The 26,490-nt window shown below is 44.3% G+C and carries 30 protein-coding genes and 2 tRNA genes; 30 read left to right on the top strand and 2 right to left on the bottom strand.

Annotation, left to right across the window (positions count from 1 at the left end):
• Positions 1-80: 80 nt before the first annotated feature.
• The 11 genes from Q0307_RS19085 to Q0307_RS13540 all read left to right on the top strand — a co-directional run bounded on the left by Q0307_RS19085 (position 81) and on the right by Q0307_RS13540 (position 6,079).
• On the top strand, positions 81-275 hold the full coding sequence (locus Q0307_RS19085; protein ID WP_366936781.1) for a TauD/TfdA family dioxygenase: 195 nt from the start codon (positions 81-83) through the stop codon (positions 273-275).
• Positions 272-1,219, top strand: coding sequence for a hypothetical protein (locus tag Q0307_RS13580; protein ID WP_298661331.1), 948 nt, complete (start codon positions 272-274; stop codon positions 1,217-1,219). Before Q0307_RS19085 ends, Q0307_RS13580 begins: the two co-directional genes overlap by 4 nt.
• 76 nt (positions 1,220-1,295) lie before the next feature.
• Positions 1,296-1,802, top strand: coding sequence for a hypothetical protein (locus Q0307_RS13575; RefSeq protein ID WP_298661330.1), 507 nt, complete (start codon positions 1,296-1,298; stop codon positions 1,800-1,802).
• 76 nt (positions 1,803-1,878) lie between these two features.
• On the top strand, positions 1,879-2,151 hold the full coding sequence (locus tag Q0307_RS13570) for a hypothetical protein (protein WP_298661329.1): 273 nt from the start codon (positions 1,879-1,881) through the stop codon (positions 2,149-2,151).
• A 309-nt stretch (positions 2,152-2,460) separates the two neighbouring features.
• A complete protein-coding gene (locus Q0307_RS13565; RefSeq protein WP_298661328.1) occupies positions 2,461-2,718 on the top strand; it encodes an AbrB/MazE/SpoVT family DNA-binding domain-containing protein in 258 nt (85 codons plus the stop codon).
• Positions 2,705-3,097: a type II toxin-antitoxin system VapC family toxin gene (locus Q0307_RS13560; RefSeq protein ID WP_298661327.1), complete on the top strand. Its 393-nt coding sequence runs from the start codon at positions 2,705-2,707 to the stop codon at positions 3,095-3,097. The genes Q0307_RS13565 and Q0307_RS13560 overlap by 14 nt, the downstream gene beginning before the upstream one ends.
• 124 nt (positions 3,098-3,221) lie before the next feature.
• Positions 3,222-4,148, top strand: coding sequence for a hypothetical protein (locus Q0307_RS13555; protein ID WP_298661325.1), 927 nt, complete (start codon positions 3,222-3,224; stop codon positions 4,146-4,148).
• Positions 4,142-4,333 (top strand): type II toxin-antitoxin system RelE/ParE family toxin, encoded by a 192-nt coding sequence (locus Q0307_RS19080; RefSeq protein ID WP_366936780.1) that lies wholly within the window; start codon positions 4,142-4,144, stop codon positions 4,331-4,333. Before Q0307_RS13555 ends, Q0307_RS19080 begins: the two co-directional genes overlap by 7 nt.
• A gap of 80 nt (positions 4,334-4,413) precedes the next feature.
• Positions 4,414-4,689: a helix-turn-helix transcriptional regulator gene (locus tag Q0307_RS13550; protein ID WP_298661324.1), complete on the top strand. Its 276-nt coding sequence runs from the start codon at positions 4,414-4,416 to the stop codon at positions 4,687-4,689.
• A gap of 314 nt (positions 4,690-5,003) precedes the next feature.
• The gene (gene dusA, locus Q0307_RS13545; RefSeq protein ID WP_298661323.1) at positions 5,004-5,984 is read left to right on the top strand and encodes a tRNA dihydrouridine(20/20a) synthase DusA; all 981 of its coding nucleotides are present in this window, start codon (positions 5,004-5,006) and stop codon (positions 5,982-5,984) included.
• Between the two features lie 19 nt (positions 5,985-6,003).
• Positions 6,004-6,079, top strand: a tRNA-Asn gene (locus Q0307_RS13540).
• Between the two features lie 100 nt (positions 6,080-6,179).
• Here the strand turns inward: Q0307_RS13540 and Q0307_RS13535 are convergent.
• Together Q0307_RS13535 and Q0307_RS13530 are read right to left on the bottom strand one after the other, a co-directional pair.
• Positions 6,180-6,785, bottom strand: coding sequence for a ProQ/FinO family protein (locus Q0307_RS13535; RefSeq protein ID WP_298661322.1), 606 nt, complete (start codon positions 6,783-6,785; stop codon positions 6,180-6,182).
• Positions 6,786-6,944: 159 nt separating this feature from the next.
• A tRNA-Ser gene (locus Q0307_RS13530) sits at positions 6,945-7,035 on the bottom strand.
• A gap of 144 nt (positions 7,036-7,179) precedes the next feature.
• On the opposite strand from Q0307_RS13530, the gene Q0307_RS13525 reads away from it, so the two are divergent.
• The 19 genes from Q0307_RS13525 to Q0307_RS13435 form a co-directional block, all read left to right on the top strand.
• Positions 7,180-8,223: a PilN domain-containing protein gene (locus Q0307_RS13525; RefSeq protein ID WP_298661321.1), complete on the top strand. Its 1,044-nt coding sequence runs from the start codon at positions 7,180-7,182 to the stop codon at positions 8,221-8,223.
• Entirely contained in the window at positions 8,216-8,815 is a 600-nt protein-coding gene (gene gspM / locus Q0307_RS13520; protein WP_298661320.1) for a type II secretion system protein GspM, read from the top strand. The genes Q0307_RS13525 and gspM overlap by 8 nt, the downstream gene beginning before the upstream one ends.
• Positions 8,812-9,639: a hypothetical protein gene (locus Q0307_RS13515; RefSeq protein ID WP_298661319.1), complete on the top strand. Its 828-nt coding sequence runs from the start codon at positions 8,812-8,814 to the stop codon at positions 9,637-9,639. The genes gspM and Q0307_RS13515 overlap by 4 nt, the downstream gene beginning before the upstream one ends.
• Before the next feature lie 87 nt (positions 9,640-9,726).
• Positions 9,727-11,997, top strand: a complete 2,271-nt coding sequence (gspD, locus tag Q0307_RS13510; protein WP_298661318.1) for a type II secretion system secretin GspD — start codon at positions 9,727-9,729, stop codon at positions 11,995-11,997.
• Complete coding sequence (locus Q0307_RS13505; RefSeq protein ID WP_298661317.1) at positions 11,987-12,388, top strand: hypothetical protein; 402 nt, start codon at positions 11,987-11,989, stop codon at positions 12,386-12,388. Before gspD ends, Q0307_RS13505 begins: the two co-directional genes overlap by 11 nt.
• Before the next feature lie 118 nt (positions 12,389-12,506).
• Complete coding sequence (locus tag Q0307_RS13500; protein WP_298661316.1) at positions 12,507-14,006, top strand: hypothetical protein; 1,500 nt, start codon at positions 12,507-12,509, stop codon at positions 14,004-14,006.
• Positions 14,007-14,108: 102 nt separating this feature from the next.
• The gene (locus tag Q0307_RS13495) at positions 14,109-14,966 is read left to right on the top strand and encodes a peptidylprolyl isomerase (RefSeq protein WP_298661314.1); all 858 of its coding nucleotides are present in this window, start codon (positions 14,109-14,111) and stop codon (positions 14,964-14,966) included.
• A gap of 25 nt (positions 14,967-14,991) precedes the next feature.
• A complete protein-coding gene (locus Q0307_RS13490; RefSeq protein WP_298661313.1) occupies positions 14,992-15,777 on the top strand; it encodes an ABC transporter permease in 786 nt (261 codons plus the stop codon).
• A complete protein-coding gene (locus Q0307_RS13485) occupies positions 15,774-16,985 on the top strand; it encodes an ABC transporter ATP-binding protein (protein ID WP_298661312.1) in 1,212 nt (403 codons plus the stop codon). The genes Q0307_RS13490 and Q0307_RS13485 overlap by 4 nt, the downstream gene beginning before the upstream one ends.
• Positions 16,985-17,884 (top strand): lysophospholipid acyltransferase family protein, encoded by a 900-nt coding sequence (locus Q0307_RS13480; RefSeq protein ID WP_298661311.1) that lies wholly within the window; start codon positions 16,985-16,987, stop codon positions 17,882-17,884. The genes Q0307_RS13485 and Q0307_RS13480 overlap by 1 nt, the downstream gene beginning before the upstream one ends.
• On the top strand, positions 17,885-18,889 hold the full coding sequence (locus Q0307_RS13475) for a class I SAM-dependent methyltransferase (RefSeq protein WP_298661310.1): 1,005 nt from the start codon (positions 17,885-17,887) through the stop codon (positions 18,887-18,889). It begins immediately after the preceding gene.
• Positions 18,890-18,975: 86 nt separating this feature from the next.
• A complete protein-coding gene (locus Q0307_RS13470; protein ID WP_298661309.1) occupies positions 18,976-20,268 on the top strand; it encodes a glycosyltransferase in 1,293 nt (430 codons plus the stop codon).
• Entirely contained in the window at positions 20,261-22,330 is a 2,070-nt protein-coding gene (locus tag Q0307_RS13465) for an HAD family hydrolase (RefSeq protein WP_298661308.1), read from the top strand. Before Q0307_RS13470 ends, Q0307_RS13465 begins: the two co-directional genes overlap by 8 nt.
• Before the next feature lie 10 nt (positions 22,331-22,340).
• Complete coding sequence (locus Q0307_RS13460; protein WP_298661307.1) at positions 22,341-22,550, top strand: hypothetical protein; 210 nt, start codon at positions 22,341-22,343, stop codon at positions 22,548-22,550.
• A gap of 3 nt (positions 22,551-22,553) precedes the next feature.
• Entirely contained in the window at positions 22,554-23,456 is a 903-nt protein-coding gene (locus tag Q0307_RS13455; RefSeq protein WP_298661306.1) for a glycosyltransferase family 2 protein, read from the top strand.
• Between the two features lie 20 nt (positions 23,457-23,476).
• Positions 23,477-24,547, top strand: a complete 1,071-nt coding sequence (locus Q0307_RS13450) for a glycosyltransferase (RefSeq protein WP_298661305.1) — start codon at positions 23,477-23,479, stop codon at positions 24,545-24,547.
• A 276-nt stretch (positions 24,548-24,823) separates the two neighbouring features.
• A complete protein-coding gene (gene rplM, locus Q0307_RS13445; protein ID WP_078922520.1) occupies positions 24,824-25,264 on the top strand; it encodes a 50S ribosomal protein L13 in 441 nt (146 codons plus the stop codon).
• 6 nt (positions 25,265-25,270) lie between these two features.
• A complete protein-coding gene (gene rpsI, locus Q0307_RS13440; protein ID WP_078922519.1) occupies positions 25,271-25,663 on the top strand; it encodes a 30S ribosomal protein S9 in 393 nt (130 codons plus the stop codon).
• Between the two features lie 154 nt (positions 25,664-25,817).
• A partial coding sequence (locus tag Q0307_RS13435) for a porin (RefSeq protein WP_298661304.1) occupies positions 25,818-26,490 on the top strand: 673 nt, incomplete at its 3' end.

The raw sequence follows: 26,490 nt of genomic DNA, 5'->3' as shown, positions 1-26,490 counted from the left end.
ATAAAATCTAACCAATTGATTCCAAGCCTTGTGCGCTTGCTACATAATACCGTGAATTCATTAGATATGATCCCGGGTGCATGACTGAGATCGGTGAAGGAAACCGTCTATTAGCGAGCGCACTGTCGGAGCAGAGGTTAAAAGACTACGTAACGTCTATAACCTGGAGCGAAGGAGACGTCCTGATCTTAGATAACTGGAAAGTACTGCATGGTCGTGGCCAAGGGCCGCGGGTTGAAAAGGACAGAACCTTGGTGAGGGTACTAGTTGCATGACGCAAAATATTAGTCCTGCGCTTCATCCCGAGGCGCTTTACACAAAGTCAAAGGTATACGCATCTAGGGCGCTTAGGGCGAAAACCCATGGCGACCTTGAGGAGTACCAGCTGTGGGCGGCCATGGCGCTGGAGTTGCTTGCCAAGGCATCGCTTGCCGGAGTGCATCCGGCCCTAGTTGCTGATCCAACTCATTCCGAGTCTCTTTTTGCAGCATGTGGGGTTCCGATTTCTCCTGATGTGAAAACCATTACTGCAAAGACCCTATACCAGCGGCTAGGTCACATATCTCCGAAGATTGATCATCGTGTTCAGAAGTTTTGTGAGCAGCTATCACTTCGAAGAAACTCAGAGATCCATTCGGGGGAATCGCCATTCGCTGGGATGAGCGCTGACGCATGGGAAGCCAAGTACTGGTACGCCGCGCAAAGATTTCTTGAGGTACAGAGAAAGGACCTATCCGAGTGGCTGGGTGCTGATGAGGCGGCAGCTCCAACCCAACTTATCAACGACTCCGAGCAGGCTATAATGATGGCCGTACGAACGCGAATTGGTCACTTACAAGAGGATTTTCTCAACGCCCACAAGAACCCAAAAGAGCGTTCGGAGTTCATCGCTGTCAATGAATCCCGCCTGGCATATCGGCGCTGGCGTGAATTTGATGGCTCCATGGAGGGATTTGATCTCGCAAGATGCCCATGCTGTGGTGCCAAAGGAATCATTGGCGGCGTGCTGTGGCACGAAGAGGTGTCAGAGGATACCGATGGCCTAGATCCATGGATTGAGCGCGTGGAGAAGACGTTTGGGTCTGAGGAGTTCCTATGTGAAGTGTGCAATCTACACTTAAAGGGGCGCCAAGAGCTGCAGGCTACGGATTTGCCGTCAGAGTTCGTCGTATTCGATGATCGCGAGCGTGAGTTCGAACAAGAATATGGAAATGATTGAGTGTCGGCGTATAACCCTTCGCTGCAGGCGCGACGGCCCTGACGGGCCGCGGCCTGAGCTCAAACGTTAGGTTGCCATGAATATTCGGTGCAAACTCCTTCTCGCAATTTCAGCACTGCTGCTGTCGTCTGCCGCGCGTGCCGATGTTGTCTGGCCCGCGCTGTACCTTGAGACGAGACTATTCTCGTGGTGGGCAATTGGTCTGGTTCTTGTCGTCGAATACCTCTTCATCAGGTATGTATTCGCGATCACGCCACGGAAAGCACTAATCGCAGATGTTTCGGCGAACGCAGCCTCCGCCGTACTTGGGGTGCTACTCATCCCTCTCGCAGGCGTTGCGTGGGAGGTGTTCCCGGGATTGGCGTTCTATCACCTGCTGAATGTCGGTACATTCAACCCAGTTACCTGGGCCGCCACCTTTGCTATGGCGTGCCTCATCAATGCCGCGCTGGAAAGTTTTGTTTTGAAACGAGCTTTTGGCCTGCCATTTACGCGAAGAACGTTCTGGTGGCTTGTGCTCGCAAATGCGTTCAGTGTGGGTATCGCCTTTGGTAGTCTCTGGCTACATCCCGTACACATGTGATGTGGCAACCTAACCATTCGCTGCAGGCGCGACGGCCCTGACGGGCCGCGGCCTGAGCTCAAACGTTAGGCAACTCATGGCAAGCTTTCGCTGGCTTAATAATCAAGGCGTGAAAAGTGACAGTGGCTTTGCCGTTCAACGAACAGGCAGGTTTACAGCAGAGTACAGCGAAAGTGGTCATACAATAGTTATTAGTGTTGAAGCGGGTATAAGGCGCGGGAAGCATGTACTCTTTTATAAGCGCGCCTCGTTTTCAGCTTGGTGTACTGACCCTATGGAGCAACAGCGTGTCATCGACAATTTTCGGAGCGCCATTACTTTTATGGGGTCAACACCAAATGAAGATTGAGTCGCCTAACAATGCGCTCAACGCTGCTCACTTCGTTCGCCGGACGTCCAAAAGCTACGCTTTTGGCCGCCCGTTAGCTTAATCGTTATGCACATAAAAATGACTGACTCCTTTTTTAAATTAAAGAAGATCAAGATTATTTACATAAAATTTAAAAAAATACTTCAATACATCAAAGTCAACAAGAAAATATCTGCTCAATTTCTGTCACGGTGATAAATGACACAAATTTAGTCCCATGCTTGCTATCCGGCATCAACCATACCATAATTAGTAGTCTTACTAATTGTCTTACTTGAGGTGTTGGCTATGATGGCAGCTACAGTTAGACTGTCCAGCAAAGGACAAATTGTCATACCCAAAGAGGTACGGGATTCCTTGCATTGGGGCATCGGCGTGGAGTTAGTGTTAGTGACAACAGAATATGGGGTCATGCTACAAACCAAAGCCCCACAACAGCGCAAACTACCAGCAAAATCACTACGGGGATTTTTACAACACACAGGTACACCTGTCCCAACTGAAGCACTGTGCAAACCTGTCGAGTACACCGATGATCGCTTTTGATACTAATTTATTGGTACGCCTTGCGGTCAACGATGACCAGTACCAAGCAGACATTGCTGAACAACTTATTAATAATAATGAGGTTTTCATTTCAAGGACGGTGCTGCTGGAAACGGAATGGGTGCTTCGTTCAGTTTATAAAAAATCCCGTGGTGACATTGCGTCATTTTTTGATAATGCCTTGATAACTGAAAACGTTATCATAGAGAATGCCGCAGAGGTTGGACACGCCTTAGATTGGTACAAATTGGGGGCAGACTTCGCCGATGCCATGCACCTGTGCATTTGTGGGGACAATTTGCTTCATACTTTTGATACAGAGTTTTGCAAAGCAGCCAATAAGCTAAAGATAACCCCAGCATTCAAGGTGTTAAAATAATATCCCATAAAGGCATAACGATTCGTTCGACGACGGACGCGGTGACAGCCCGCGACTCCGTTTTGACTACTCCCAGCCGCGCCCGTCAACTCAGACGTTAGAACACTTAACCCTACACCAAACAATGGAATACCTATTAACACTAATAACATTTATTGCCACTATTGCCGGAGTGGTTGGAGCGTTTGCACAATTCCACAAATGGGGATGGCATGAAAAATTTAAGCACTTATACAAACTAAATAAATGGGCATTAGACAAAAGCAACGATGAGCTATCATTTATATATAATGATACTAAACCTTACATCATTATAATTGGTCAACGCCATAAAAAAATAAGAGAGCATCATTTAAATTTTAGCTTAATAGAGATGTCTCGATTTTATGAGTTTTTGTCTCCAAGCGAGATAGAAAATTGCGAATCAGGGAAAAAAGAAATTCCTCTCCAGGCAATTGAAAAAATGAGAGATTTCTTCTCCATTGAGAAAGAATATATAGAACGAGGAACAGGATCAATATTTAAAGAAGAACACTTCAGATTAATTGATTTTATCAAAGATGGTTATCGTCCAGTCATTTTATGTCCTCCAAGAAAAGAAAGCCATAATTTTGAACCATATAAATATTGGTCATTTCTCTTTTTAATTAAAAAAGTCAACGGCTTTGAGAAAAGTTTCCAATATGGAGATGTGATGAATTTTTACTCAACTGGTGGCGGCAAACACAATGTAGAAAAACTTATAAAAGCTTTATTAATTAATAACGAAGAACCTTATATATCCATTCTTGAAGCAGACGCCGATACTTGGACTCAAGCAAAAAAAGGAGATTATTATCTCACAGAAGAAAAGTTTTATCATTTTCCTGCTGATTTTGAAAATCAAGATACATATAATTGGTGGCTAAAAGACATTGAAGATAATCTGAAAGTCAGGGCTGTTTTGGACAATAATAATCAAAATGATAATTCTAACGATGACATCGACGACGGACGCGGTGACAGCCCGCGACTTTTAACAACTTACTCCCCGCCGCGCCCATCATGTTAGACGTTATGCACATAAAAATGTCCACGTTCCTTCTAAAAATTCAAGAAGATAAAGAGGTTACTTCGAGCATTCACCATCATGCCTCTGACATATGGGAGATTCGAGTTCAGCAGAGCAATAACATTTTCAGATTTTTAGGCTTTTTCGATGAGGGTAGCTTTATAGTTTTAACTAATGGCCTCTAAAAGAAGACTCAAAAAACACCAAAAACTGAGATTTTGCTCGCAGCACACAGAAAGCAAGACTATCTTGAGAGGAAGTGATCATGAGCGATTTAAAAAAATACATAGAAGAGAGAAAAAAATTAGATAAAGATTTTTCTCTAAATTTTGATAAAGGCTACCAAACTTTTAAAATAGGTCTTTTGTTAAAAGAAGCTAGAGAAGCAGCTGGGATAACTCAAGATGAGTTAGCTACGCGTCTAAAAACAAAAAAATCCGCTATTTCTAGAATTGAAAATCATGCAGAAGACATGAAGCTATCAACCCTCGAAAAGATTGCAGCTTCATTAGGTAAAAGCCTTGAAGTAAGAATTTATTAAAATCTCAAGTAGAGATAAAAAATTGTATTCTTTATATTCCAAAAAATTTAGTTTTTTCAAAAAAGCATAACGAGTGTCAATGACGGTCGCGGTGACAGCCGCGATTTTCAACACCGAAATCTCGATTGGATTCGACAAAATCGCAGAGGTAGAAGCGGCTCTATCTGAGCTTGGCATCAAAGTATTGGAAATGCCGAGAGGAGCATTGTTCTTGACTGGGAAAGTATTCCTACAATACAAAAGAAATAAAGGTACAAAAAATTACTGCTGCCTGATTTTTTATTATTGATTTTTTGATAAGCTGTTGTTTATAAATGAAAAGATTGTTCTCAGTCGCGCCCATGCTGGATTGGACCGATACGCATTGCCGCTATTTTCATCGCTTACTCACCAAGCATGCTGTTTTATATACAGAAATGGTGACTACAGGTGCGCTCTTACAGGGGCAAACCGAGCGCTATTTAAGCTTTAATCAAGCAGAGCATCCAGTGGCTTTACAGCTTGGAGGTAGTGAACCCAAGGAAATGGCGCAATGCGCGGTACTAGCGGCGGATTTTGGCTATGACGAAGTGAATATTAATGTCGGTTGCCCCAGTGAGCGTGTGCAGAAAGGAGCCTTCGGTGCGTGCTTAATGGCCGAGCCACAACTAATCGCCGATTGTGTAGCGGCCATGCAAGCTAAAGTTTCTATTCCAGTTACGGTTAAAAATCGCATTGGGATTGATGATCAAGCAGATTATGAGGGACTGCATAACTTTGTGAGCACGGTTGCAGAGGCAGGTTGTCAGACTTTTATTATTCATGCGCGCAAGGCTTGGCTAAAAGGCCTTAGCCCGAAAGAGAATCGTGAAATTCCTCCCTTGCGCTATGACTTGGTTTACCAACTAAAGCAAGCATTTCCGCAGTTAGAAATTATTATTAACGGTGGGATTACTTCGATTGAGGCTTGCCAAACCCATTTGCAGTCAGTCGATGGGGTGATGCTCGGGCGTGAGGTGTATCACAATCCGTGGATCTTAGCTGCAGTGGATAGTGCGATTTATGGAGTGTCTGCTAGTCCCTTAGATCGTTATGCGGTTTTAGAGCAGTTACTAGTTTATATCCAACAACAACAGGCTCAAGGGGTACGAGTTAGCCATATTGGTCGGCATATTTTAGGTTTGTTTCAAGGTCTACCGGGGGCAAGACAGTGGCGGCGGCATTTGAGTGAGCAGATGCATCGTCCTGAGGCAAGCTTAAATGTGTTTAAACAAGCAGCGAAAAAAGTGCTTGACGCCTCGCCCTCTTCTTTGTAAGAATATGCGCCTCAGCAGTTCCCCGATAGCTCAGTCGGTAGAGCAAATGACTGTTAATCATTGGGTCACTGGTTCAAGTCCAGTTCGGGGAGCCACTTATTCAAAAGGTTGTATTGTAAAATACAGCCTTTTTTCTTTTTAGTATCCGCAAAAATTATCTAGTCGAACCCTCTAGTTAATTCCTTAGCAATACCATCAAACCAATGATTGACGTGCTTTCTTCTCTTCTTGTTCTTTTAAGGTGCGCGTTGCATGCTCACGTTCTGCGTCACTAATCTCACCCAAAGCTTCACCGGCTAAGTTATAGCGATGTTGATTATCGAGTACAGCTTGTAAATATTTACCATGATTACAATGCATACGCAGTAAACGTTGCACCACTCGTTTAGAAGCAGGTGGCTGGTTTTGATCCATTAAATGATATAGATCTGTTTCCACGCCTAAAGCTAAAGGCTTATACGTGAGCCAAACTTCGCAGTGGTCTGCTAAAAAACGATCCATCGCTTTAGCTTGAATTTCAGAAGGAGAGGACTCGTTGGGCTTGTTGGGTTTAGTATCTTTATTTTTATTGAATGACTGCTTATTTTTTCCCGGCTGCCCTTTGCCTTTGTTATTGGGAAGAGGCTGAGAGGATTTGGCTTCTTCGCGGCGAATAATAACGCGTTTGCCTAGTAAACGAGTCTCGCGGGCAACTGATTCTGGCTGGTGATTAGCACCTGAGCTTAGGCTCGCTTCAGAGCTGGTTGGTTCAGGTGCAGGCTTACGTTTGAGAGTTAAAGTTTTTCGCGGCGTATCGGTCATAATCTATCGTTTGTGCGCTTAAAAGTGAATGAGGGTATTTTCAATCGGTCTATGTCTACTATACAGTTTAACTCGATGGTTAGCGGTTTTTCTATAGACAAACTTACTCATTCATAAACAAAAAACCCCGCAAGGGCGGGGTTTTTAGGGTGTTAAATTTGGCGGAGAGAGCGGGATTCGAACCCGCGATAAGCTATTAACCTATACACACTTTCCAGGCGTGCTCCTTCAACCACTCGGACACCTCTCCAGCAGGGGCAGAATCCTACTCCACTCGCTAGTTTTTGTAAACTGCTAAGCTAGAGTGGGATAGTCATCTGTCAGTCATCGACAATTGCTTAGAATTTTTGTATCATCAAAAATAATCTAGGGCTTATAAATAATAATTATTAAAATGATCATCGACAAGCTTAAGCAATTTATAGGCTGGTGGGGCGATAATCTCTATCGAGGTTTGCCCAGTGCATTGCGTGGCTTATTCCGTGCTAGTCAACCCAGCCTAACTCTCTATATGGTAAACGAGCGTTTAGCCCTAAGCTGGCAACAAGATGGGAAGCGTCGTGAATGTGGTGAGTTTATTTTAGATAGCGCCTTTGATTTTCCACGGATTGCTAAAAAAGCAGCACGCAGTCGTACTTATCAATTAAAGCTCGAATTAGATGAGAAACAGGCTCTTCATTTACAACATACCTTTCCAGAAGGTGTGCAAGACAATATTAAACAAGTGGTGGGGTATCAGCTAGATCGGATTACGCCTTTCACCCTCGAGAATGCTTATTTCGATGCTAAAGTGGCTAAGCATGATAAAGCGAATAAGCGGGTGGTTGCCGATATTTACATTTCACCTAAAACACATGTTGAGCAGTATTTAGCAAAATTACGTGGTCTAGGCGTGCCAGAGATTCAGGTGATTTCAGCGATGGCTAGCCCAACGCAGTTGACTAAAGGCTTGACCAGTAGTGCAACACCTCCTGCTCCCGCTTCTTTGATACCTTTCTATTTATTCATCATGGCTTTGATAGCGAGTTTAGCAGCTCCTATCTGGTATAAAGATCGGCGCTTAGGGCAGATTGATGAAGCGATTGCGAGCTTACAGCAAAAAGCCGCAGCACAAATTGAAGTACGCGATAAATTGTTAGTTGCTGAAGAAGCTCTGACTTTCATTGGTGAAAAGCGTAAAACTGCGCCCGTCATGTTGGATGTGGTAGAGCACTTATCGACTGAAATTCCTCCACACACTTGGGTGGAGCGTCTAGAAATTAATGGTAATCAAGTGCAAATTCGTGGCGAATCAGAACAAGCTTTAAGTTTGATTGATACTTTGGAGGTTTCGCCTTATTTCGAAGCCGTCAGTTTCAAATCGCCGGTGACGCGCAATCCAAATACGGGCAAGGATAAATTCCATCTACAAGCGACTGTGGAGGCTACTCATGAGTGAAATGCTGATTCCAGCCCGTAGTCAGCCGCTGATTGCTTGGCTGTTACTGTTATTACTGCTGCTTGCAATCATCTTTTTTGGAGTGATCCCCGCTTGGCTTAAATCCCAAGATTTAAGTGAACAGATCGAAAGTGGCTATAAACGCTTAGAAAAAATGCGCCAAGTTGCCATGGCAGCGCCAGAATTGAATGCAGAATACGCGCGGATTAGTCAGCAGGGAATTGATAAGTTGTTTTATCCGCAAGGAATGACGGCTGCGCAAGTTGGTAAGGAATTACAAAACCAAGTCGCTGCCGTGGTAGCCCGCCAGAATGGTACTTTATTCAGCTCTGAAGTCGTCGATGAAATTCAACAGCCAGCAGCCTCCGAAGAGCAACAGACCAGTGAGTATCAGCGTGTGACAGTGCAAGTGGTTTTCCAAGGTAAAACCGAGTTGCTGCGCGAGGTATTACATGCGGCTTATGCTTCACGCCCCCTGATTTTTGTAGATGGCGTTGAAGTAAAGCCTTTAGAAGGGGCTGATCCTAAAGAGCAGTTAGTCCGCGTGACGGTAAAAATTTCCACTTATTGGCGGGGAGGATCGAAAGCATGAAGCGTTTATTCAGTCCACCTATCCAACTCATCTTTTGGCTAAGTAGCTCAGTCTGTTTAGGTTTAGCGGCTTGGCATTTGATGCAATTACGTTTAGTGGACGAAGATCATAGTCGCTCAGCGCGTGTCAGTGTACAAATTCCTGAATCTCTAATGCTTACTGAACCAGCGGTGATGACCTATAGCCGGATGGTACAAGCGCCTTTATTTTGGCCAAGTCGTGCTATACCAGTCGTGGAAGTGGCTACGCCAACTCCACCTCCGACCATAGCCCCTGAAGTACCGCCACCACCTGCACAAGCTCCAACTGGGCGTCTAGTCGGAATTGTAAATGTGGGTGCGAATAAATATGCATTGATTCGTACAGAGGAAAAAAATCTATCTTTACACATTGGTGAGCAGTGGGAGGGCTGGACTTTAGAGTCGATTGATACAAAAAAGATAAGTTTAGTTGCTGGTGAGCAAAAACAAGAGGTGAAATTAATCGCAGATTTTGCTCCACCAGCGGAGAATCAACAGTTAGCACAGTTGCGGAAAAAGGAAGAGCAGAAGCAGCAAATGGCTGCAGCTCGTCAGCAGCAAGCCCAACAGGCTGCGACTGCGCCTGAGAGTTTAGCGATTCCGCCCAATTTAGAACCTGCCACTGCTGAGCAAGCTCAAGCGGCAGTAGCGCAAAATCCGCCACCGGTTATGTCTTTGAAGGAAGCCTTAGAGGCTCGGCAACGTTTAATGGCTTCACGTTGGGGTGCTAATACTGCCGCTGACGGTGCAGGTGGGCAACAAGCTAGTCCGGGAGCTGTTGCACCGATCACAACGAATCGTTAAATCCGACGAACTGTGGTTACATTGACTAAATCGAAAAGATAAACTGATATTAGCTAAATAATAATAATAAAAAAATGGGGTTTGTTTGTGATTAACAGGACTGCATTAGTAGGGCTGGCCAGTATTTCTGTACTGCTGTCGGCATGTGTTTCAATCAAAGACGGTCCCGGCTTTCGTAATAATGTCGATAATAATCCTTTTCAGCGCAGTGCCGCCGTCAAAGAGCTGGATGGAAAAAACCTAAATCTTGAGCATCCGATTCTTAAACCTGCCAAGAAATTGAAAAGAGCAAGTGGTAGCGTTGAACGTTTCGCCAGTTCGGGTACTAGTAATGCGATGCTAGATGCCTCTAATTCAACTGTGATTTCTAAGGCTAGGAGCAGCACTAATGATAGCGCTAATGATATGGAGTTGGTGCTAGGGAATCATCAGTATTATCGAACTGATGTCGAGCGCCCAAATAATGTTTCAGGCCGTGCTGGAAAAGGTGAAGGCGTGGCACTTAACTTCGAGCGGGCGAGTATTCGCGAAGTAGTTAGTGTTGTTTTAGGCGATATTCTCAAACAGACTTATATTGTTGAGCCGGGGGTTGAAGGTGAGGTCACGATTAATTCTAGTGAGCCTATTCCCCGCGAAAGTTTAATTCCGACTTTGGAGTCATTGCTGCAAACCCAAGGTGCAGTACTGTATAAAGATGATAATGGTGATTATCGCATTGCGGCGCGGGCGAATTTAAAAGGACGTGGTTTTATGCCTTCAACTGGCAAAATTAAGCCCGGTTATACTATTCAAGTAGTACCTTTGCGCTATATCCCGGTTGCTGAAATGCAAAAGATTTTGGAACCCATTGCGAGTCCTGATGCTTTTGTGCGTGTCGATACTAATCGAAATTTATTAGTGCTTGCAGGCACGAGTTCTGAATTACAAAACTTAATGGCTACTGTCAAAACTTTTGACGTCGATGTGCTGCAAGGTATGTCAGTAGGGATTTATCGGATTAAAAATGTCGAAGCTCAAGTGGTAGCGAAAAACCTTGATGCCCTCTTTGGTGAGAGTGGTAATAGCCCAATGGCAGGTATGGTGAAAATTATGCCGATTGAGCACATGAATAGCCTGATGATTATTTCTGCTAGCCCTGATTATTTAAAAGAAATGAAAACTTGGGTAGATCGTTTCGACCAAACGGGGCCTGTGGATGGTCAGCAGCTTTTTGTCTATCACGTTCAAAATGGTAATGCTGAGCATTTGGCAGAAATGCTTACACAAATTTTTTCAGGGAAAAGCGGTGGGAGTAAAAAAATGGGGGCGGCTTCTATACCCTCTAGTTTAGCACCCGGCTTAGAGTCAGCAACTGTTGGTGGTAATGGAGATTCGGCAGGCTCACCAGCGAATGCAGCCTTAAAAACTATGTTAGGTGGTGGTAATACTGGTGTCAGTATTGATCCTGATGCTGATGTAAAAATTGTTGCTGATAAAACCAATAATTCACTGATGATTTTATCGAGCGAGGCCATGTATAAGCAGATTCAAGAGGCCTTAAAGCGCATCGATATTATGCCAATGCAGGTTCAGGTAGAAGCTTCGATTATGGAAGTGACTTTAAGTGATGAAATGTCCAATGGTTTACAATGGTATCTCACGCAAAATGGCAATACCTTCGGTGAGCTAGGGGTCGGTAAATTTGGGGCAAATGTAACACCAAGTGGTTTTTCTTTTACTTTAGCAGGTGGTTCTAATGGTATTAAAGGCTTTATTCATGCTTTAGCCAAAGAATCTAAAGTCAAAGTTATTTCCTCACCTTCAGTGTTAGTCTTGGATAATCAGACTGCCGAAATTCGTGTGGGTGATCAGCAACCAATAAAAACGGGTTCAGTTTCTACTGATGGAACGGTGAGTAGTATTCAATCTATTCAATATAAGGATACCGGTGTGGCGCTTAATGTAACCCCGCATGTGAATTCGAATGGTTTGGTGAAAATGGATGTACAGCAGGATATTACCGATGTGGGTGAAATTGATTCTGCAACTGGGCAACGTACTTTCCTTAAGCGCAATATTAAAAGCAATATCGCGGTGCAAAGTGGGGAAACAATTGTTTTAGGCGGCTTGATTCGTGACAACCACACTGAAGGGAATAGCGGAGTGCCGGTCTTAAAGAATTTGCCGGTGATCGGTAGCGCTTTTAATGGTAGCTCAAAGAGCGGTAAGCGTACGGAGTTACTGGTGTTAATTACACCCACTGCGATTAAAGATCAGGAAGCTTTGGTGAAAACCGGCGATGAAATGCGTGAAAGAATGAAGCGTTTAATGGATAACAATACTTTTATCCAACAATTAAGAGGTGAGTATGTCGAGTAGATTTGACTGGGTAATTGTACTACCCCTATGCTGGATGCTAACAGCCTGTGTTTCCGGCGAAACTACTGTAAAACAGGCTGCTCAACAACGTTGGAATGCATTACTAGCGGGTGATTTGCAGCAGGCATATCAATATTACACGGATGCCTTTAAGCAGACCGTGCCTTATGAACACTTCCGCAACAGTGTTCAAGGTGTAGGATTGTGGAGCAAGGCGCAGGTGCAGAAAGTGAGCTGTGATGTTTCAGGTGATAAATGTAATGCTGAAGTGGAGGTCACAGTCGCGATGAAGATGCGCGGTTTACCGAAACCAGTGGAAACCAGCGATTTAATTCACGAAACTTGGACAAAAGAGGGGAATTTTTCAGATTGGCGGTATGTAAAAAAATGATTGAATAAATTAGAATTATCTATAAGTTATTCTCAGGTTTCTCAGCCTAATTAGCTTTAAACCTGCGCGTAGTAAGGTACTCCGTAACAAATATAAAAAAATCTCGGGAGGCACGAAAGTGTTTAAAAAGAAGAAGCTCGCCCTTGGAATCTTCGCTGGTTTAGCAGGTGCATTAGGCATAGTAACTAGCGCTCAGGCGGTTCATGTAAATCCAGACGGCACTGGTCAAGTTTTAATTTTCCCTTATTTTAATGCTCACGAAGGTTATGTGACTAACATTAACTTAGTGAACTCTACGGATAAAACGAAAGCTGTCAAGATTCGTTTCCGTGAAGGGGATCGTAGTAATGATGTCCTCGACTTCAATATTTATATGTCACCGCAAGACGTATGGACAGGTAGCGTACGTGCGGTAGAGGACAAAGACAAAAATAAAGTAGGTTCGATTAGTACTACGGATCGTACTTGTACTCTTCCCCAATTGGCTTCTTGTAAAGATGATAAATGTGAAGTAACTATTCCATTTACTGGTCATCAAATCTATACCGGTGTCGATGCAGCAGATACTCGTGAAGGTTATGTTGAAGTCATCGAAATGGGTGTGGTTGAAGACAAAACAGTGCAAGCAGGTGTGTTGCACAAAAATGGTGTGCCCATCAATTGCACTGCGGTTAACAATGCATGGAAAACTGGGTTATTTCAACAAGGTGTAGGTACAAAGGCGACTGGTTTAAGTGCTCCAACGGGCGGTTTATTCGGTTCTTCTGCTGTATTGAATGTTCCTCAAGGTGTTGCCTATGCTATTGATCCAGTAGCGATTGATAACTACAGTACAGTGGCTCAGCATTATCTGTCTGATGATCCTAATAACTTCTTACTACCCTCTTTGGCTTCTGGTGACGTCAACAGTAGTACGATTACTGTGAAAGATGCGAATGGTGAAAATGAGTTAGTTAACACTACTTGGGGGTCAGTACCTGATACGTGCTTAAATGATAAAGACGACCTGACTCCTCAATGCGGTACAAATCCTTATCCGATTTCTCACGTATTGTTAGCTTCTAATGTAATGAATGAATACTTCGTTGATCCAAGTAATGGTTATGAGGGTCATACTGACTGGGTTTTAACCTTCCCAATGAAGAAGCATGGCATTCATAATGCAGCCACGGATGTATCCATTCTCGTTGATGGTATGTATGACCGTGAAGAAACTAGTGCCACTGCAACAACAAGTACCGACTTTGGTTTTTCACCAGTCTTACCCGGTAAAACTAAGGGAGAGACAGAGTTGAAGCGTGAAGTGAACGTCGTGACCTTCCTGACGAGCGATCCTTCTTATGATGACACGCGCACCGTGTTCTCTAGCCAAACCGGTCAAACCTTATCAGTCGGTTCATTTGTACATGGCTGGGCAAGCATCTCCTTCCCGAAATACGATATTTCTAAAGGTTATGTCAGTTCTGCAACCTACGGTAAAACAGCAACAGCTTATACCGCAGCTAGTAGTATTTATCAGGGTGTACCTTTGGCTGGTTTTGCTGCTATCGAGGGTAACGTAAGTGCTAACGCAGGTGCACGCTTCGGTGATGCTTTACCGCATAAGATTAACCGCTAAGAGCTGATTTTTCAGTTTTAAATGATGGTTAGTTCTCAAAACTGGTTAGTTTAATTCTGACCAGTTTCTCGCATTTTGATGGGGCTAAAGTTGAACAATAAAATGATGCGATTCCAACCAAGCTTCCTTATCCTTGGGCTAAGTGTATTAGCTTTCAATACGCAAGCCTCTGATGATTGGGTACTTAAATCTAAAGACTTAACTCTAGCTAAAATAACAGTTGAAGACTCACTGATTGCGCGTGGCGCGAGAGTTGCGAGTTTAGATAGTAAACAGCGCCAAGCTTTATTAGAAGAGTTATTTATTCGTGAAAGTTTATTAGCCAAACAAGCTAGCGCCCAGTTAAAACCGGAGCAACTTGCAGTTTTAGATAAGCAAGTTGAGGAATTTCGCAAAGGTCAATTATCACGCTTGTTATTAGAGGCACTATCTTTAGATAAGGCTCCTGATTTTGAGCCGCGTGCTAAAGAGCTCTATGAAGCGCGCAAAGCGACAGATTATTACCTGCCCTTACGCTTGCGGGTGCGGGTGTTAGAAAAAAACCTAGGTGGTGATGAAGTCAGTGTGCGTAAGCAGTTGGAAGCCATTAAACAGCAGGTAACTGAGGGCAAAGTAGATTTCAAAGCAGTTGTTTTGGCTGAAAGTGATGCAGTCGACAAAAAACTCACTGAGGGGGATAGCTTCTGGTTTTATCAAGGGCAGAAACTGCAGGCTTTTTACGATGCAGCGGCTACTTTGTCAGCCGAAAAGCCTTTAAGCGAAGTGTTAGTCTTCGAAGGTAAAGCTTATTTAATGCAGTTCATCGGCCGGCAAGAAGTCATGCAGCAAACTTATGCAGAAGTAAAAGATAAAATTCTGCTGGAATTAACTGAGGCTTATAAAGAAGAGCAACGGAAATTGCTCCTCGAACAATTCCATACAGCGTTTAGTCAAGCGGAGATCGCACCCGCTTATCAATAAAAATTTTAAACTTGAGGGCGTTAGTGTGGGGCAGGCTGAGCTTAAGCGTTATGGAACCCTTATTTATCAACTATTTCGACGTGATCTGAGCGAGCGTTATCAGGGGACTGTGCTAGGTTTCGCTTGGTTAGTGTTGCAGCCCCTGTTTATGCTAGGTCTTTACACTTTAGTGTTCAGTGAAGTCTTACAAGTCCGCTTCAATGCGCAAACTTCTAATAGCCATTTCGCTTGCTATGTTTTTACCGGTTTATTGGCCTTTAATGCTTTATCTGAGGTAATGACACGTTCTACTACGGTTATTACTGAACGCCGTGATTTATTACTGAATACGGCTCTGCCTAGTTGGGTGTTACCGATTATTCCTGTCACCGTCTCGGTCATTTTGGAGTTAGTCAGTTTAAGCGTATTGCTGCTAGCCTTGAGCTTGACTCAGCAGTTACAGTTACTAGGTATTTTATTTTATTTGCCTTTTTTACTAGTTCGCGTACTGTTTTCTTTAGCGGCAGCCTATAGTTTGGCAGTGCTTGGGGTATTCCTACGTGATTTGCGTCAGTTAATTCCGGCGCTTTTAACGGTGCTCCTTTTTATTTCTCCCATTCTTTATCCTTTAGAACTGATTCCAGAAAGTTTGCGCCCCCTTTATCACTGGAATCCACTAGCACATCTAGTCGAGGCCTATCGTTTAGCCTTATTACAAAATCAGTTTGATTTAGAGCGTTTAAGTGCTTTGCTGCTAACAAGTAGTGCTTGTTGGTTAGCAGCCTACTTACTTTTTCAAAGCCTAATGCCACGTGCGAGATATGTGTTATGAGTGTAGCAATTCGTATGGAGCAGGCTGGGGTTTGTTATCGACGTTATGCAAAACCACGCGATGCTCTCTGGGAGTGGGTGTCGCGTCGTCCACACCATGAGCTATTTCACGCCCTGCAAAATATTAGCTTTGAACTAGAGCAAGGCGGATCTTTAGGCATTATTGGCGACAATGGCGCGGGCAAAAGTACTTTGTTGCGCTTATTAGCAGGTAATCTTAATCCTAGTTCAGGGGCTTGTGTGGTACGTGGACGACGCTCAGCTTTATTAGAGTTAGGTACGGGTTTGCATAGTGAATACAGCGGTCTGGAAAATGCGCGCTTAGGCTTAGCGCTGCGGGGTTTAGATAGTACTGCTATCGAACAGCAATTGCCTAGGGTATTAGCTTTTGCTGAGCTAGGTGAATTTATCCACCAGCCTGTAAAAACCTATTCAAGCGGAATGGCAGTGCGTTTGGTTTTTGCCATCGCAGCCGTCGTCGAGCCAGAAGTCTTGATCGTGGATGAAGCCTTGGCGGTGGGTGATCAGTATTTTCAGAAGAAATCGTTAGATCATCTACGTAGCACCTTAGAGCAGGGAGCGACTTTAGTCTTCTGCTCACATAATTTGTATCAAGTGCGTGAGCTGTGTCAGCAGGCTGTCTGGTTGGAGCAGGGTAAGATCAAAATGTTGGGTGATTCTCAAAGAGTGGTTGATGCTTATCAAGACGCAGTGCGAGCGCGCCAGCAGCCACAAACTATAGTCGCTAGTAGCGATAAAACCACTGTAACAACTGACTTTCCGAGCCTCTTGGAAGTGCGTTTACGTGGTGCTCAAGAACCAGCAGGCTTATTGCCGATTTTTAATACGTGGCAGCGCTTTGTAGTGGAGGTCAGTGCAGATAGCGCAGGTTGTGCTTTGAGCGATATTCATATCGGAATTGTGATTCGGCGTAATGACGAGATTCAATGCTATGGTATTAGCACCTTGCATGATCGTGTACCGTTACAAGCACAAGTTGATGGAGGTATTAAAGCGCGCTTAGTGCTAGAAAAGTTGCCTTTATTGTCCGGTGAGTATTGTTTAGAAGTTTGGCTAATTGATAGCAGTGGTTTACATATCTACGATGCCCGTGAGCGTTGTTGCCCGTTTCGTGTGCAACAGGCTACACAAGCGCAAGGGATTGGGGTGAGCTGGATGTCGCATCAATGGGAGGTGGAGCCTAGCTAATGTTATTCACTCGTTCGGTCGAACATTCTTGGCGCTATGCTCAAGCCTTCCCATTCTATGCCCGCTTACCGTGGCGCACGGCTTATCGCTTAGCAGCTTGGCAATCGAATTATTTCTATCAAAAGCACGCCCAGACTCGGGGACTAATTCGTGCACAAATGCAGCAAGTCTTTACTGAAGCAAGTACCGAGCAAATGGATACTTGGGTGCATGATTATTTCTGTATGGTTGAGCAAGAAGCACTAGATACTTGGTTTTTAGATCAACCCTCAATGCCTGAAATTGTCCAACTTTCTGGTTTTGAGGTGGTGCAAGCTGCACGTGCTTCAGGGCAAAAAGTCTTATTAAGTACGGGACATTTTGGACGTTTTTGGATGGCAGGGCCTGCTATGCGTCAAGCAGGGCAAACGATTGGTACGATTACTCGTGATGGCGGTGCAACTAATCAGCATGGCTTACATCCAGCCGAATATCGTTATCGATTGTGGAAGTTACAGCGTTTGCAAAGGGTCTTAGCTGGGCCGTTTTTAGTTGAGGGTGAGGATTTAAGGCCTTTATATAAAGAACTCAATAAGCACTTGATTACTTTGCTATTTGATGTTTCTTATAACGAAACTCTACGTGGGAGCGTGACAGTTCCTTTTCTCAACGGTACTATAAGTGTACCTACTGGTATTTATAAAATTGCCAAAAAGACGAAAGCAGTAGTCGCGCCATTTTATATGCAGGATAGTGGGAGCGGGGCAGTAGTTGCTGAATTTTCACAATTGCTAGATCCACATAATTATAATGATGAGGAATTTATGAGCCTGCTGGCCACACAATTAGAGTCGCGAATCAGGGCGCGACCTGGACAATGGTGGCTATGGGAAGCTCTTCCTCTGTTGCGGAGACAATAAATGAATCAAACAGTTGCCGCTTATCCTCCAGCCAACTCAGCTAATCTGGATAACAATCATTCGCATAGCAAAATTGTTCAACGTATTCCGCGTTATGCGCAAGTCCTAGAGCTAGGCTGCTCAACCGGAGCGATGTCGCGCTTAATGAAAGAACAATGTGAGGCACGTATCTTTGGAGTAGAGAAAGATGCGCAAGCCTCTTGGCAAGCCCAGCGCTATTGTGATTATGTTTTTACCGAAGATCTGGACGATCCACATAGCTTAGATGCGCTGCAATTTGAGAAATTCGATGTTATTACTTTAGTTGATGTCTTAGAGCATTTGCGTTATCCACAGCAACTATTGGAAAGCTTAAAGCCTTTCATGATGGATGAAAGCGTCATCCTGCTCTCCGTACCGAATGTGGCCCATACTTCCGTGCGTTTAGAACTACTGACTGGTGATTTTCGCTATGAAGAGGCCGGTATTCTCGATGATACCCACTTAAAGTTTTTCACGCTCAATTCTTTGAAGTCGTTGATTGAACGCAGTGGTTTTGTGATCAATGAAGTTGATTATACTTGGCATGATTTGCCAGATTCAGTGATTGCTCGCTATTTGCGCCAAGTAGGCGTCGAAGCCACTCCACGCGCTTTAGAGTATTTCCATCAGCCTGATGCAGTCGCTTATCAATTCATTATTTCGATTAGCTTACCTCAGCAAAAATTGCTAGCTAAGTCTGAGTATTCAGACTTGTTTAAGGAGCACCAGCTCAAACCTATGGCAGCCTCTTGGCAAACTTGGGGGCATGTGTTTGCGAATTTGCAGCAAAAAGAACAAGTCATTTATGGTTTAGAAATGGCAATGAGAGATCAACAAACTGAACTGGCTTGGCTCAAGGGGCAATTGCAAAGCAAAAGCGATGAGTTGGCTCGAGTGTATGCAACACGTAGCTGGCGTTTGGTACGCAAGATGGCTCAATTTGTCAGAGGCGTGCCAGTTCAGGAGGGATTAACCCAAAGCTAAATACACTGCAGTGATGGGCTACTAGAGCAACTCGCTCCATCAGCGGATAACGCGAATATAACAATAATAACGAGGTTGAAAGCCGCATGCGTGGTCATATACCAGCCATTAGCATTATTATTCCAGCTTACAATCACGCCACTTGGCTTGAACAAGCACTCGATTCCGTAGTAGCACAAAGCTTTACCGCTTGGGAATTGATTATTATTGATGATGCTTCCCGCGATCAAAGTTGGAAGCTGGTCGATGCCTGGGCTAATAAACATCCGCATTTGGCAGTTCGCTGCTTTCAACATGCGCACAATCAAGGTGCGCATGCCACCTTGAACGAAGGTTTATCGCTCGCGCAGGGCAAATATATTGCCATCCTCAATTCAGATGATGTTTGGTATCCCCAGCGCTTGGAGCGTCTGTATAAATTTGCGGAACAGCAGCACTATGATTTTTTAGTGACGGGCGTCGATTTATGGGATGCGCACTCATTCACTAAAACGGAGCGTGAGCCAGATTGGTGGGCTTGGTATCAAGGTCTGGTGGCAGACTATCAAAAGCACCAAGATTTCTTACGTACTTTGCTACGTGGTAATTTCTGTATTACTACCTCGAATTTCTTTTTTCGGCGCGACTGCTTTTTAGCACAAGGCGGCTTTGCTGATTTACGTTATGTACATGATTATGAATATGTACTGCGCCTATATCGGGCTGGTTTCAAACTGAGCTGCCTATGGGATGAGTCGTTGTTGCATTATCGTCTGCATACCAATAATACGATTCGCGAAAAGCCCTTAGCAGCGATTGAGGAGAATATGCAAATGCTCCTTAGTAATCTAACAGCGCTTTCTGGACAACTGACCACGAGCAGCTTGGCAGGCTTGCAAATTCAACTACGTGATTTGTATCGGTACACTCGTGAGGAATGGATGAGTACTCTGCATCAACGTTTAGTGGCGCGAGAAGCGACTTTAATGCGCTTGGTAAATGATCGTGATCGTTGGATTAACGAACGTAATCAATGGATAGCAGAGCGTGATCAAGTCATCAGTCAACAACAACAATGGGTAAAAGATCGAGATCAGTGGTTAGCTGAACGTGACCAGCATATTCAAGGTCTCCAACAAGACTTGGCTAAGCATTTACTGTGGGTGAAAGATCGAGATCAATGGATAACTGAGCGTGATCAACTGATCCAAAGCCAGCAACAATGGCTTAAGGAGCATGAGCAGTGGATTATGGAGCGTGATCTGGCTCTGGTTCAGCTCCGTGAACAGCAAGCGGAACTCGTGAATAGTCGTGCTTTCCGTTTGGGGAATGCTTTACTAAATCCGTTGCGCTGGTTGAAACGTTTGATTCCGGAAAGACGGAGTGTCGGTCATGCTTAAGATGTTTAATAAAAAGCTTATTTTGCGTGACTGGCCAGCCGTGCAAGCTTGGCTGCAGCCACAGCTACAAGTTTGGCAGGTGCAGACCGTTTCTTTGGATATTTTTGATACTCTGCTGGCACGCATTGATACGCCTGAGCAAGTACAGCGTTCTGTGTGCCGCAAACTAGCTAAGTACCTAGGCAGCACTTTTAAAGTCGAAACCATTTGGGACGCACGGCAAGCAAGTGAGCAAGCCTTACGCCAACAAGCGGTAGTACACGGTTTCGACTACGAATGTCGTTTTAGTGAACTAGTACCCGCTTGGGTTGAACGCTTATTGGGTGTGTCTGATCCGGAACTAGTCAATTTTATTATCCGTACCGAGCTAGACTTAGAAGGTTTAGCTTTATATGTAAAACCTGAAGTCATACCTTTCCTGCAATGGCTTAAGCGTACTAATATGCGTGTTTTAGCTCTCTCAGATATGTATCTGGATGGTCACTATCTACATGAGTTACTTAATAAATTTGAGTTAAACAATTACTTTGATGCGGTGTATGTATCGGCTGATGCTTTGCAGTGTAAATACTCAGGTCGATTGTATGCGTGGGTCGCGCGTGAGCAGGGTTTAGAAAAATCAACTTGGGTGCATATCGGTGATAATCCCAGTTCTGATTACCAAGCGGCCTGTGCACAAGGCTTACAAGGAGTGTGGTTCTATGAAAAAGCTGAGCTTAAACGGATTGATCAGCAAACTTTAGCCGTAGGCATGGCAACCCGTGCCAGTATTTGGTCAGGGCGCTATTTTTTTTCGGTTTTACAAAATCGCTTACAAGCTTTAACCACTGAAAGTGATGATTTTTATTTTCGTTATGGGCGTGATGTATTGGGAGCCGCTTTTAGTACCTTTATGTTGGGTATACAGGAGCGTTTGCAACGTAAACCGGTTAAGAAAGTATTTTTTGTAGCCCGTGATGGTTATCTGTTTCAGCAGATGTATCAGCATTTGGCTGAGCCTAAACCTGAAGATGCTTATCTTTATCTGTCGCGACGTGTGATTACTGCAGCCTCAACGGCTGATGGTTTGACGCTGGAGCAAGCCCAAGTCGCTTTTTATAATCCTAAGCAGCAAGGTTTGCGCTCTGTTTGTAAGGTTTACGGTTTACCAGAAGACTGCTTGCAGCCTTTAGCAAACCGGCATGGATTTAAGGACTTTGCTGAGCCTATTCAGGATTGGCAAGACCCGCGTCTTTTGGCTTTCTTAGCGGATGAAGAAGTGCAAGCTTGTATTCGTCCAATCGGTGCTCAACATCGAGCCTTACTAGAAAAATATTTAGAGCAAGAAGGTTTCTTTCAGCATCAACATCTAGCCTTAGTCGATATTGGGTGGAATGGTACGGTGCAAAAGTTTCTCAAACAAGCATTTGGCCATCGTGCCGATTTTCCGATAGTGAACGGCTATTACTTTGCCTTTGTACCGAAAATGTATACCGATTTCGGTAAGCAAAATTATTGTGAAGGCATCATTCACGACTCGCGCCGTGATAATGCTTGTGAACGTATTCCGGCTGAGTTTGAAGAGATTTTTGAGCAAGGCGCACGAGCTTTAGAGGCGACGACGATTGCCTATCAAGCAACCACTAATGGGATTGAACCTGTTCTGAAGTCGCCGCAAGCATCGGATCGTTTAGCCGAGGTAGCTTGTAATCGGATGGTAGCCGCTATTCAAGCAGGGGTAATGCTGCATTGGCAGCACTTTCAAGCCGTGCAGCGCTTAACCGATTATAAGAGCAGTGATTTATTGCCCTATGTCTATGGCTTGTTGGAGCGTGCAGTCGTTTATCCGAGTCGTGAAGAGACACAGTATTTAACGCGCCTTGTGCATACCGAAGACTTTGGTCATGACCATGTGCTGGAGTTGGGGTGTAAAGCGTTAAATTGGCAGGATTTTTTGTATCCACAGCATTTGTGGCAACGCATTCAACAGTCTGCTTGGCGCTATGCGTTGTTAGATAGTATTCCAACTAGCGCGCCGAATTTTGCGTTTCGGATGGCTTATTTGCATAGTGTACGGAAATAGGGGCAGCTAGATGAGGTCATCACAGTTAGCCAAGAATTTGATCGTTAGTCCACAACGCTTATTTATTTATGCCCAAGCTTTTCGTTTTTCCTCAGGGCGTGGGCAGTGTTTTAGTCCAGGTTTTAGCGCCTTGCTAACTTGGCAAGCTTTAAGGCTGAAACAACAGCTTTTGAATCGCGGCACCCTTCGTTGGTGGCGCGTTTGGCTAGGTAAAGGTTAAGTCATGGCTCAAGTGCAAATCTTACTGTCAACTTGGAATGGCGAGGCTTGGCTAGCTGAGTTATTAACATCCTTAACTCGACAGAGCTTTGCAGATTGGGAGTTATTGATCCGTGATGATGGTTCACAAGATCAAACGAATAAAATTATTCTCGAATGGCAACGCGAATATCCCTATCACTTAGGTAAGTTTATTATTGATGGTGAGCATTTAGGCAGTGCTCAAAGTTTTAGCCGCCTAGTAGAGCAGAGTACTGCGCCTTATTTAATGTTTTGCGACCAAGATGATATTTGGTTTCCAGAGAAAATTGAGTTTTCGCTGGCAGCTTTGCAAAATTTGGAAGCGGAATTCGGTGAAGCCAAACCGCTTCTGGTGCATACCGATTTGGCCGTGGTAAATGAGCAACGTGAATTAACTGCAAGCTCCTTTTGGGATCTGCACTCGTTTGATTTGGATCAGCGTAAACAAGCTTATCTGCTGACAAATATAGTTTCAGGCTGTGCAAGTATTTTTAATCGAGTCGCTGCTGAAAAGACTTTTCCAGTGCCAGAACAAGCGATTCAACACGATCGTTGGCTGGCTTTAGTTTGTGCGTGGTTTGGGCGAATTTATGCTTTGCCCCAGCCTTTATTGTTTTATCGCCAACATGGAAATAATCAGATTGGAGCTGATTTACCAGCGCTGCCTTCAAGCGAAATTGCAGTACGAGTAAATGCGTGGAGTCGGCAAGCTGAGGCTTTTTTGGAGCGGCATGGCGACCAGCTATCGCAAGCTGATTATCGCTTAGTAGCTGCTTTAGCGAGTTTGCAATATTTAACAGGCTGGGAGCGGCGGCGGCAGATTGTACAGCACCGCTTATTTAAACAGGGGATTTTGGCGAACTTAGCTTTGTTATTGTTCGCTTAAGTTAAGCAGGATTTGACAAGATGATAAAAAGAATAAGCCGTCCTGATGTGGCAGTCATTGTACTAACTCGCAATGCGGGTGAATTATGGGAGCAATGGATTGAAGGGGTTCAACGCCAAACGATCCAAGCGGGTCGTTATCTAGTGATTGATTCCTCGTCTAGCGATCAAACTGTTCAGCAAGCTTTAGCGGCCGGTTTAGAGGTTTACTCGATTGCTGCAGCGACGTTTAATCATGGTGGCACGCGGCAATTGGCGGCTGAGTTGTGTCATGGTGCAGAGTATTTGGTATTCCTAACCCAAGATGCGGTTTTAGATGAGCCGGATTCCTTAGAATTACTGTTAGCTCAGTTGACCGATGCAAAAGTAGGAATGGCCTACGGTCGTCATATTCCACATTCACAAGCTTCTTTAATTGAAAAACATGCACGTAGCTATACTTATCCAGAAACCTCAGCAGTACGAAGTAAAGCGGACTTGGAACAGGTGGGCTTCCGTGCCGCCTTTTCTTCAGATGTATATGCAGCTTACCGTGCTAATGCTTTGCGCAGTATTGGTGGTTTTCCAGAACATATTATTGTTAGTGAAGATAGCTATGTGTCAGCGCGGCTGTTATTAGCTGGTTGGACAGTCGTCTATGCCGCAGAAAGCGCGGTGCGTCATTCACACCAATATTCGTTGTTGCAAATCTTCCGGCGTTATTTTGATATTGGGGTATTTCATGCCAGCGAAGCTACTTTACTACGTGGTATTGGTAAGCCGGACAAAGAGGCTTGGGTGTATGTGCGCTCTTTGATTAGTTATTTGAGTGAGCGTCGAAAACGTCTGCTCTGGCTAGCAGCTTTACAAACTTTAGTGAAACTGATTGGTTTTAGAGTAGGGAAGTTGTATCAGTATTTGCCTGCACAATGGTGTCAAACGATCAGTTTGCAAAAAGCTTATTGGCAGGCAGAGCCAAATACTTGGGAGCACAGTTGGTTATATGGAGAGGTAAGCAAAGCTTTAGCACCTAAAAAACTATCCGTGCCAACTACTCTATTAAAACCTAGTGTACAAGTTTTAAGCTCTAAGCCCATGGGCGCTATTTCTTAAAGCGCTTGTTAGCTGTACCTATCTCTGTGTGGGTACAGCCTGCCAAAGAATAGGTAATTACCTTGCCTTTATAAATATTAGTTTATTATAATATTCTGTATATTGCATAGCAATCTTACGCTTCATACATCCTCCTTTGGTGGTAATTGCGCGGCTCTTAGGGTCGCGTTTTTTTTTGCCTGCTAAAGCGATAACTCCTTGTCTCCGCGCCTTTCTTACCATACAATGTGCGGTCTATTTTTTCAGATAATTACTACATACTCTTTGGAGTTTGGAATGAGAACATTCAGTGCAAAGCCGGCTGAGGTCAAACGCGATTGGTACGTCGTGGATGCCGAAGGTAAGGCGTTAGGCCGTTTGGCCACAGAAGTAGCCCGGCGTTTGCGTGGAAAACACAAGCCGGAATATACCCCTCACGTTGATACAGGGGATTACATCATTGTCATCAATGCGGATAAAGTCGCCGTGAGTGGTAACAAAGCTCAAGACAAGATGTATCACAAGCACACTGGCTATATCGGGAACATGAAGTCTTTCTCGTTTGAGAAATTACAACAACGTGCTCCGGGTCGTGTAGTAGAACTTGCGATCAAAGGTATGTTACCTAAAAATCCATTAGGTCGTGCTATGTACCGTAAACTGAAAGTTTATGCGGGTGCAGAACATAATCATCAGGCTCAACAGCCATTAGTGCTGGAAATCAAGGGCAAGGAGTAATATTCGATGGCTGCAACTCAATATTACGGCACTGGTCGCCGCAAATCTTCTTCTGCTCGTGTTTTCTTGCGCACTGGTAGTGGCAATATTACTGTCAATAATCAACCAATTGATCAATACTTTGCACGTGAAACCGCGCGCATGGTTATTCGTCAACCCCTGAACAGCATCAGCTTAACTGACAAAGTTGATTGTGATGTCACCGTGACCGGTGGTGGCACGACAGGTCAAGCAGGTGCGATTCGTTTAGGTATTGCTCGTGCATTACTACAATATGACGAAGGTTTACGTCCTTCATTGAAGAAAGATGGCTTCCTGACTCGGGATGCACGTAAAGTTGAACGGAAGAAAGTCGGCTTGCATAAAGCACGTCGTGCGACTCAGTTCTCCAAACGTTAATCTTTTCTCCAAGCTTATCCGAAAAGCCACAAGTGTTACCGCATTTGTGGCTTTTTTTGTATTAGACTCATTGGTTTAGGTCTCAATTCAGGGGCAGTAATTGTGACTGATGAAAGCAGCTAAGATTAAATAAGTATAGGCAAGGAGTCGATAAATGAAACGGATCAAGTTCCTACTAGCTATCACTGGTTTGACTATGCCCTTAAGCAGCGGGGCGGATACCACTATTTTTGGTACTTTAAATGCGAATTATGGTTTCTTGAAAGAGACCGGTAAAAGTACGGATAAAGTCAGGATGACGGGATCACGTTTAGGTGTTAAAGGCTTTACTCCACTCTCCACCGGCATTGAAGGCACTTATATTTTAGAAGCCGGTGTTGATTTGGATGACGAGGGTAAAGTCAAAACCGATACTCGTCAGGCTTGGGTTGGTTTACGCGGACAGTTAGGTGAGATTCGTATAGGTCGTCAGTTTGGCGCGACTAAAGTGTCTTCTGCTCCGGTCGATTTATTCAGTGATCAGTTTGCTGATTACAACGTTATTCTAGAATCAGAGTTTACCTACAATCAAAGCTTTGCTTATATCAATAAGTTTGGCCCTTTAGGCTTTGCCATTGAGCTAACTAAAGATAAGGATTTCAGCCCGATTGCTACACAAATTACAGCTACTGATGCGGTCGTTAATTATTTGCAAGATGGTATTTATGCAGCTTTTGCCATGATGCAAGGTAAAGACAGCTTGAAAATGTCACGTTTAACTGGTGCTTATACCTTTTGGTCATGCACCAGAAGAGTTGAAAAACATCTGATTAATGAATTCGCCAATG

Source organism: uncultured Thiothrix sp. (genome assembly GCF_937873765.1).
In the GTDB taxonomy this organism is placed as follows: Bacteria; Pseudomonadota; Gammaproteobacteria; order Thiotrichales; family Thiotrichaceae; genus Thiolinea.
This window is presented reverse-complemented; position numbering and strand designations above follow the sequence as displayed.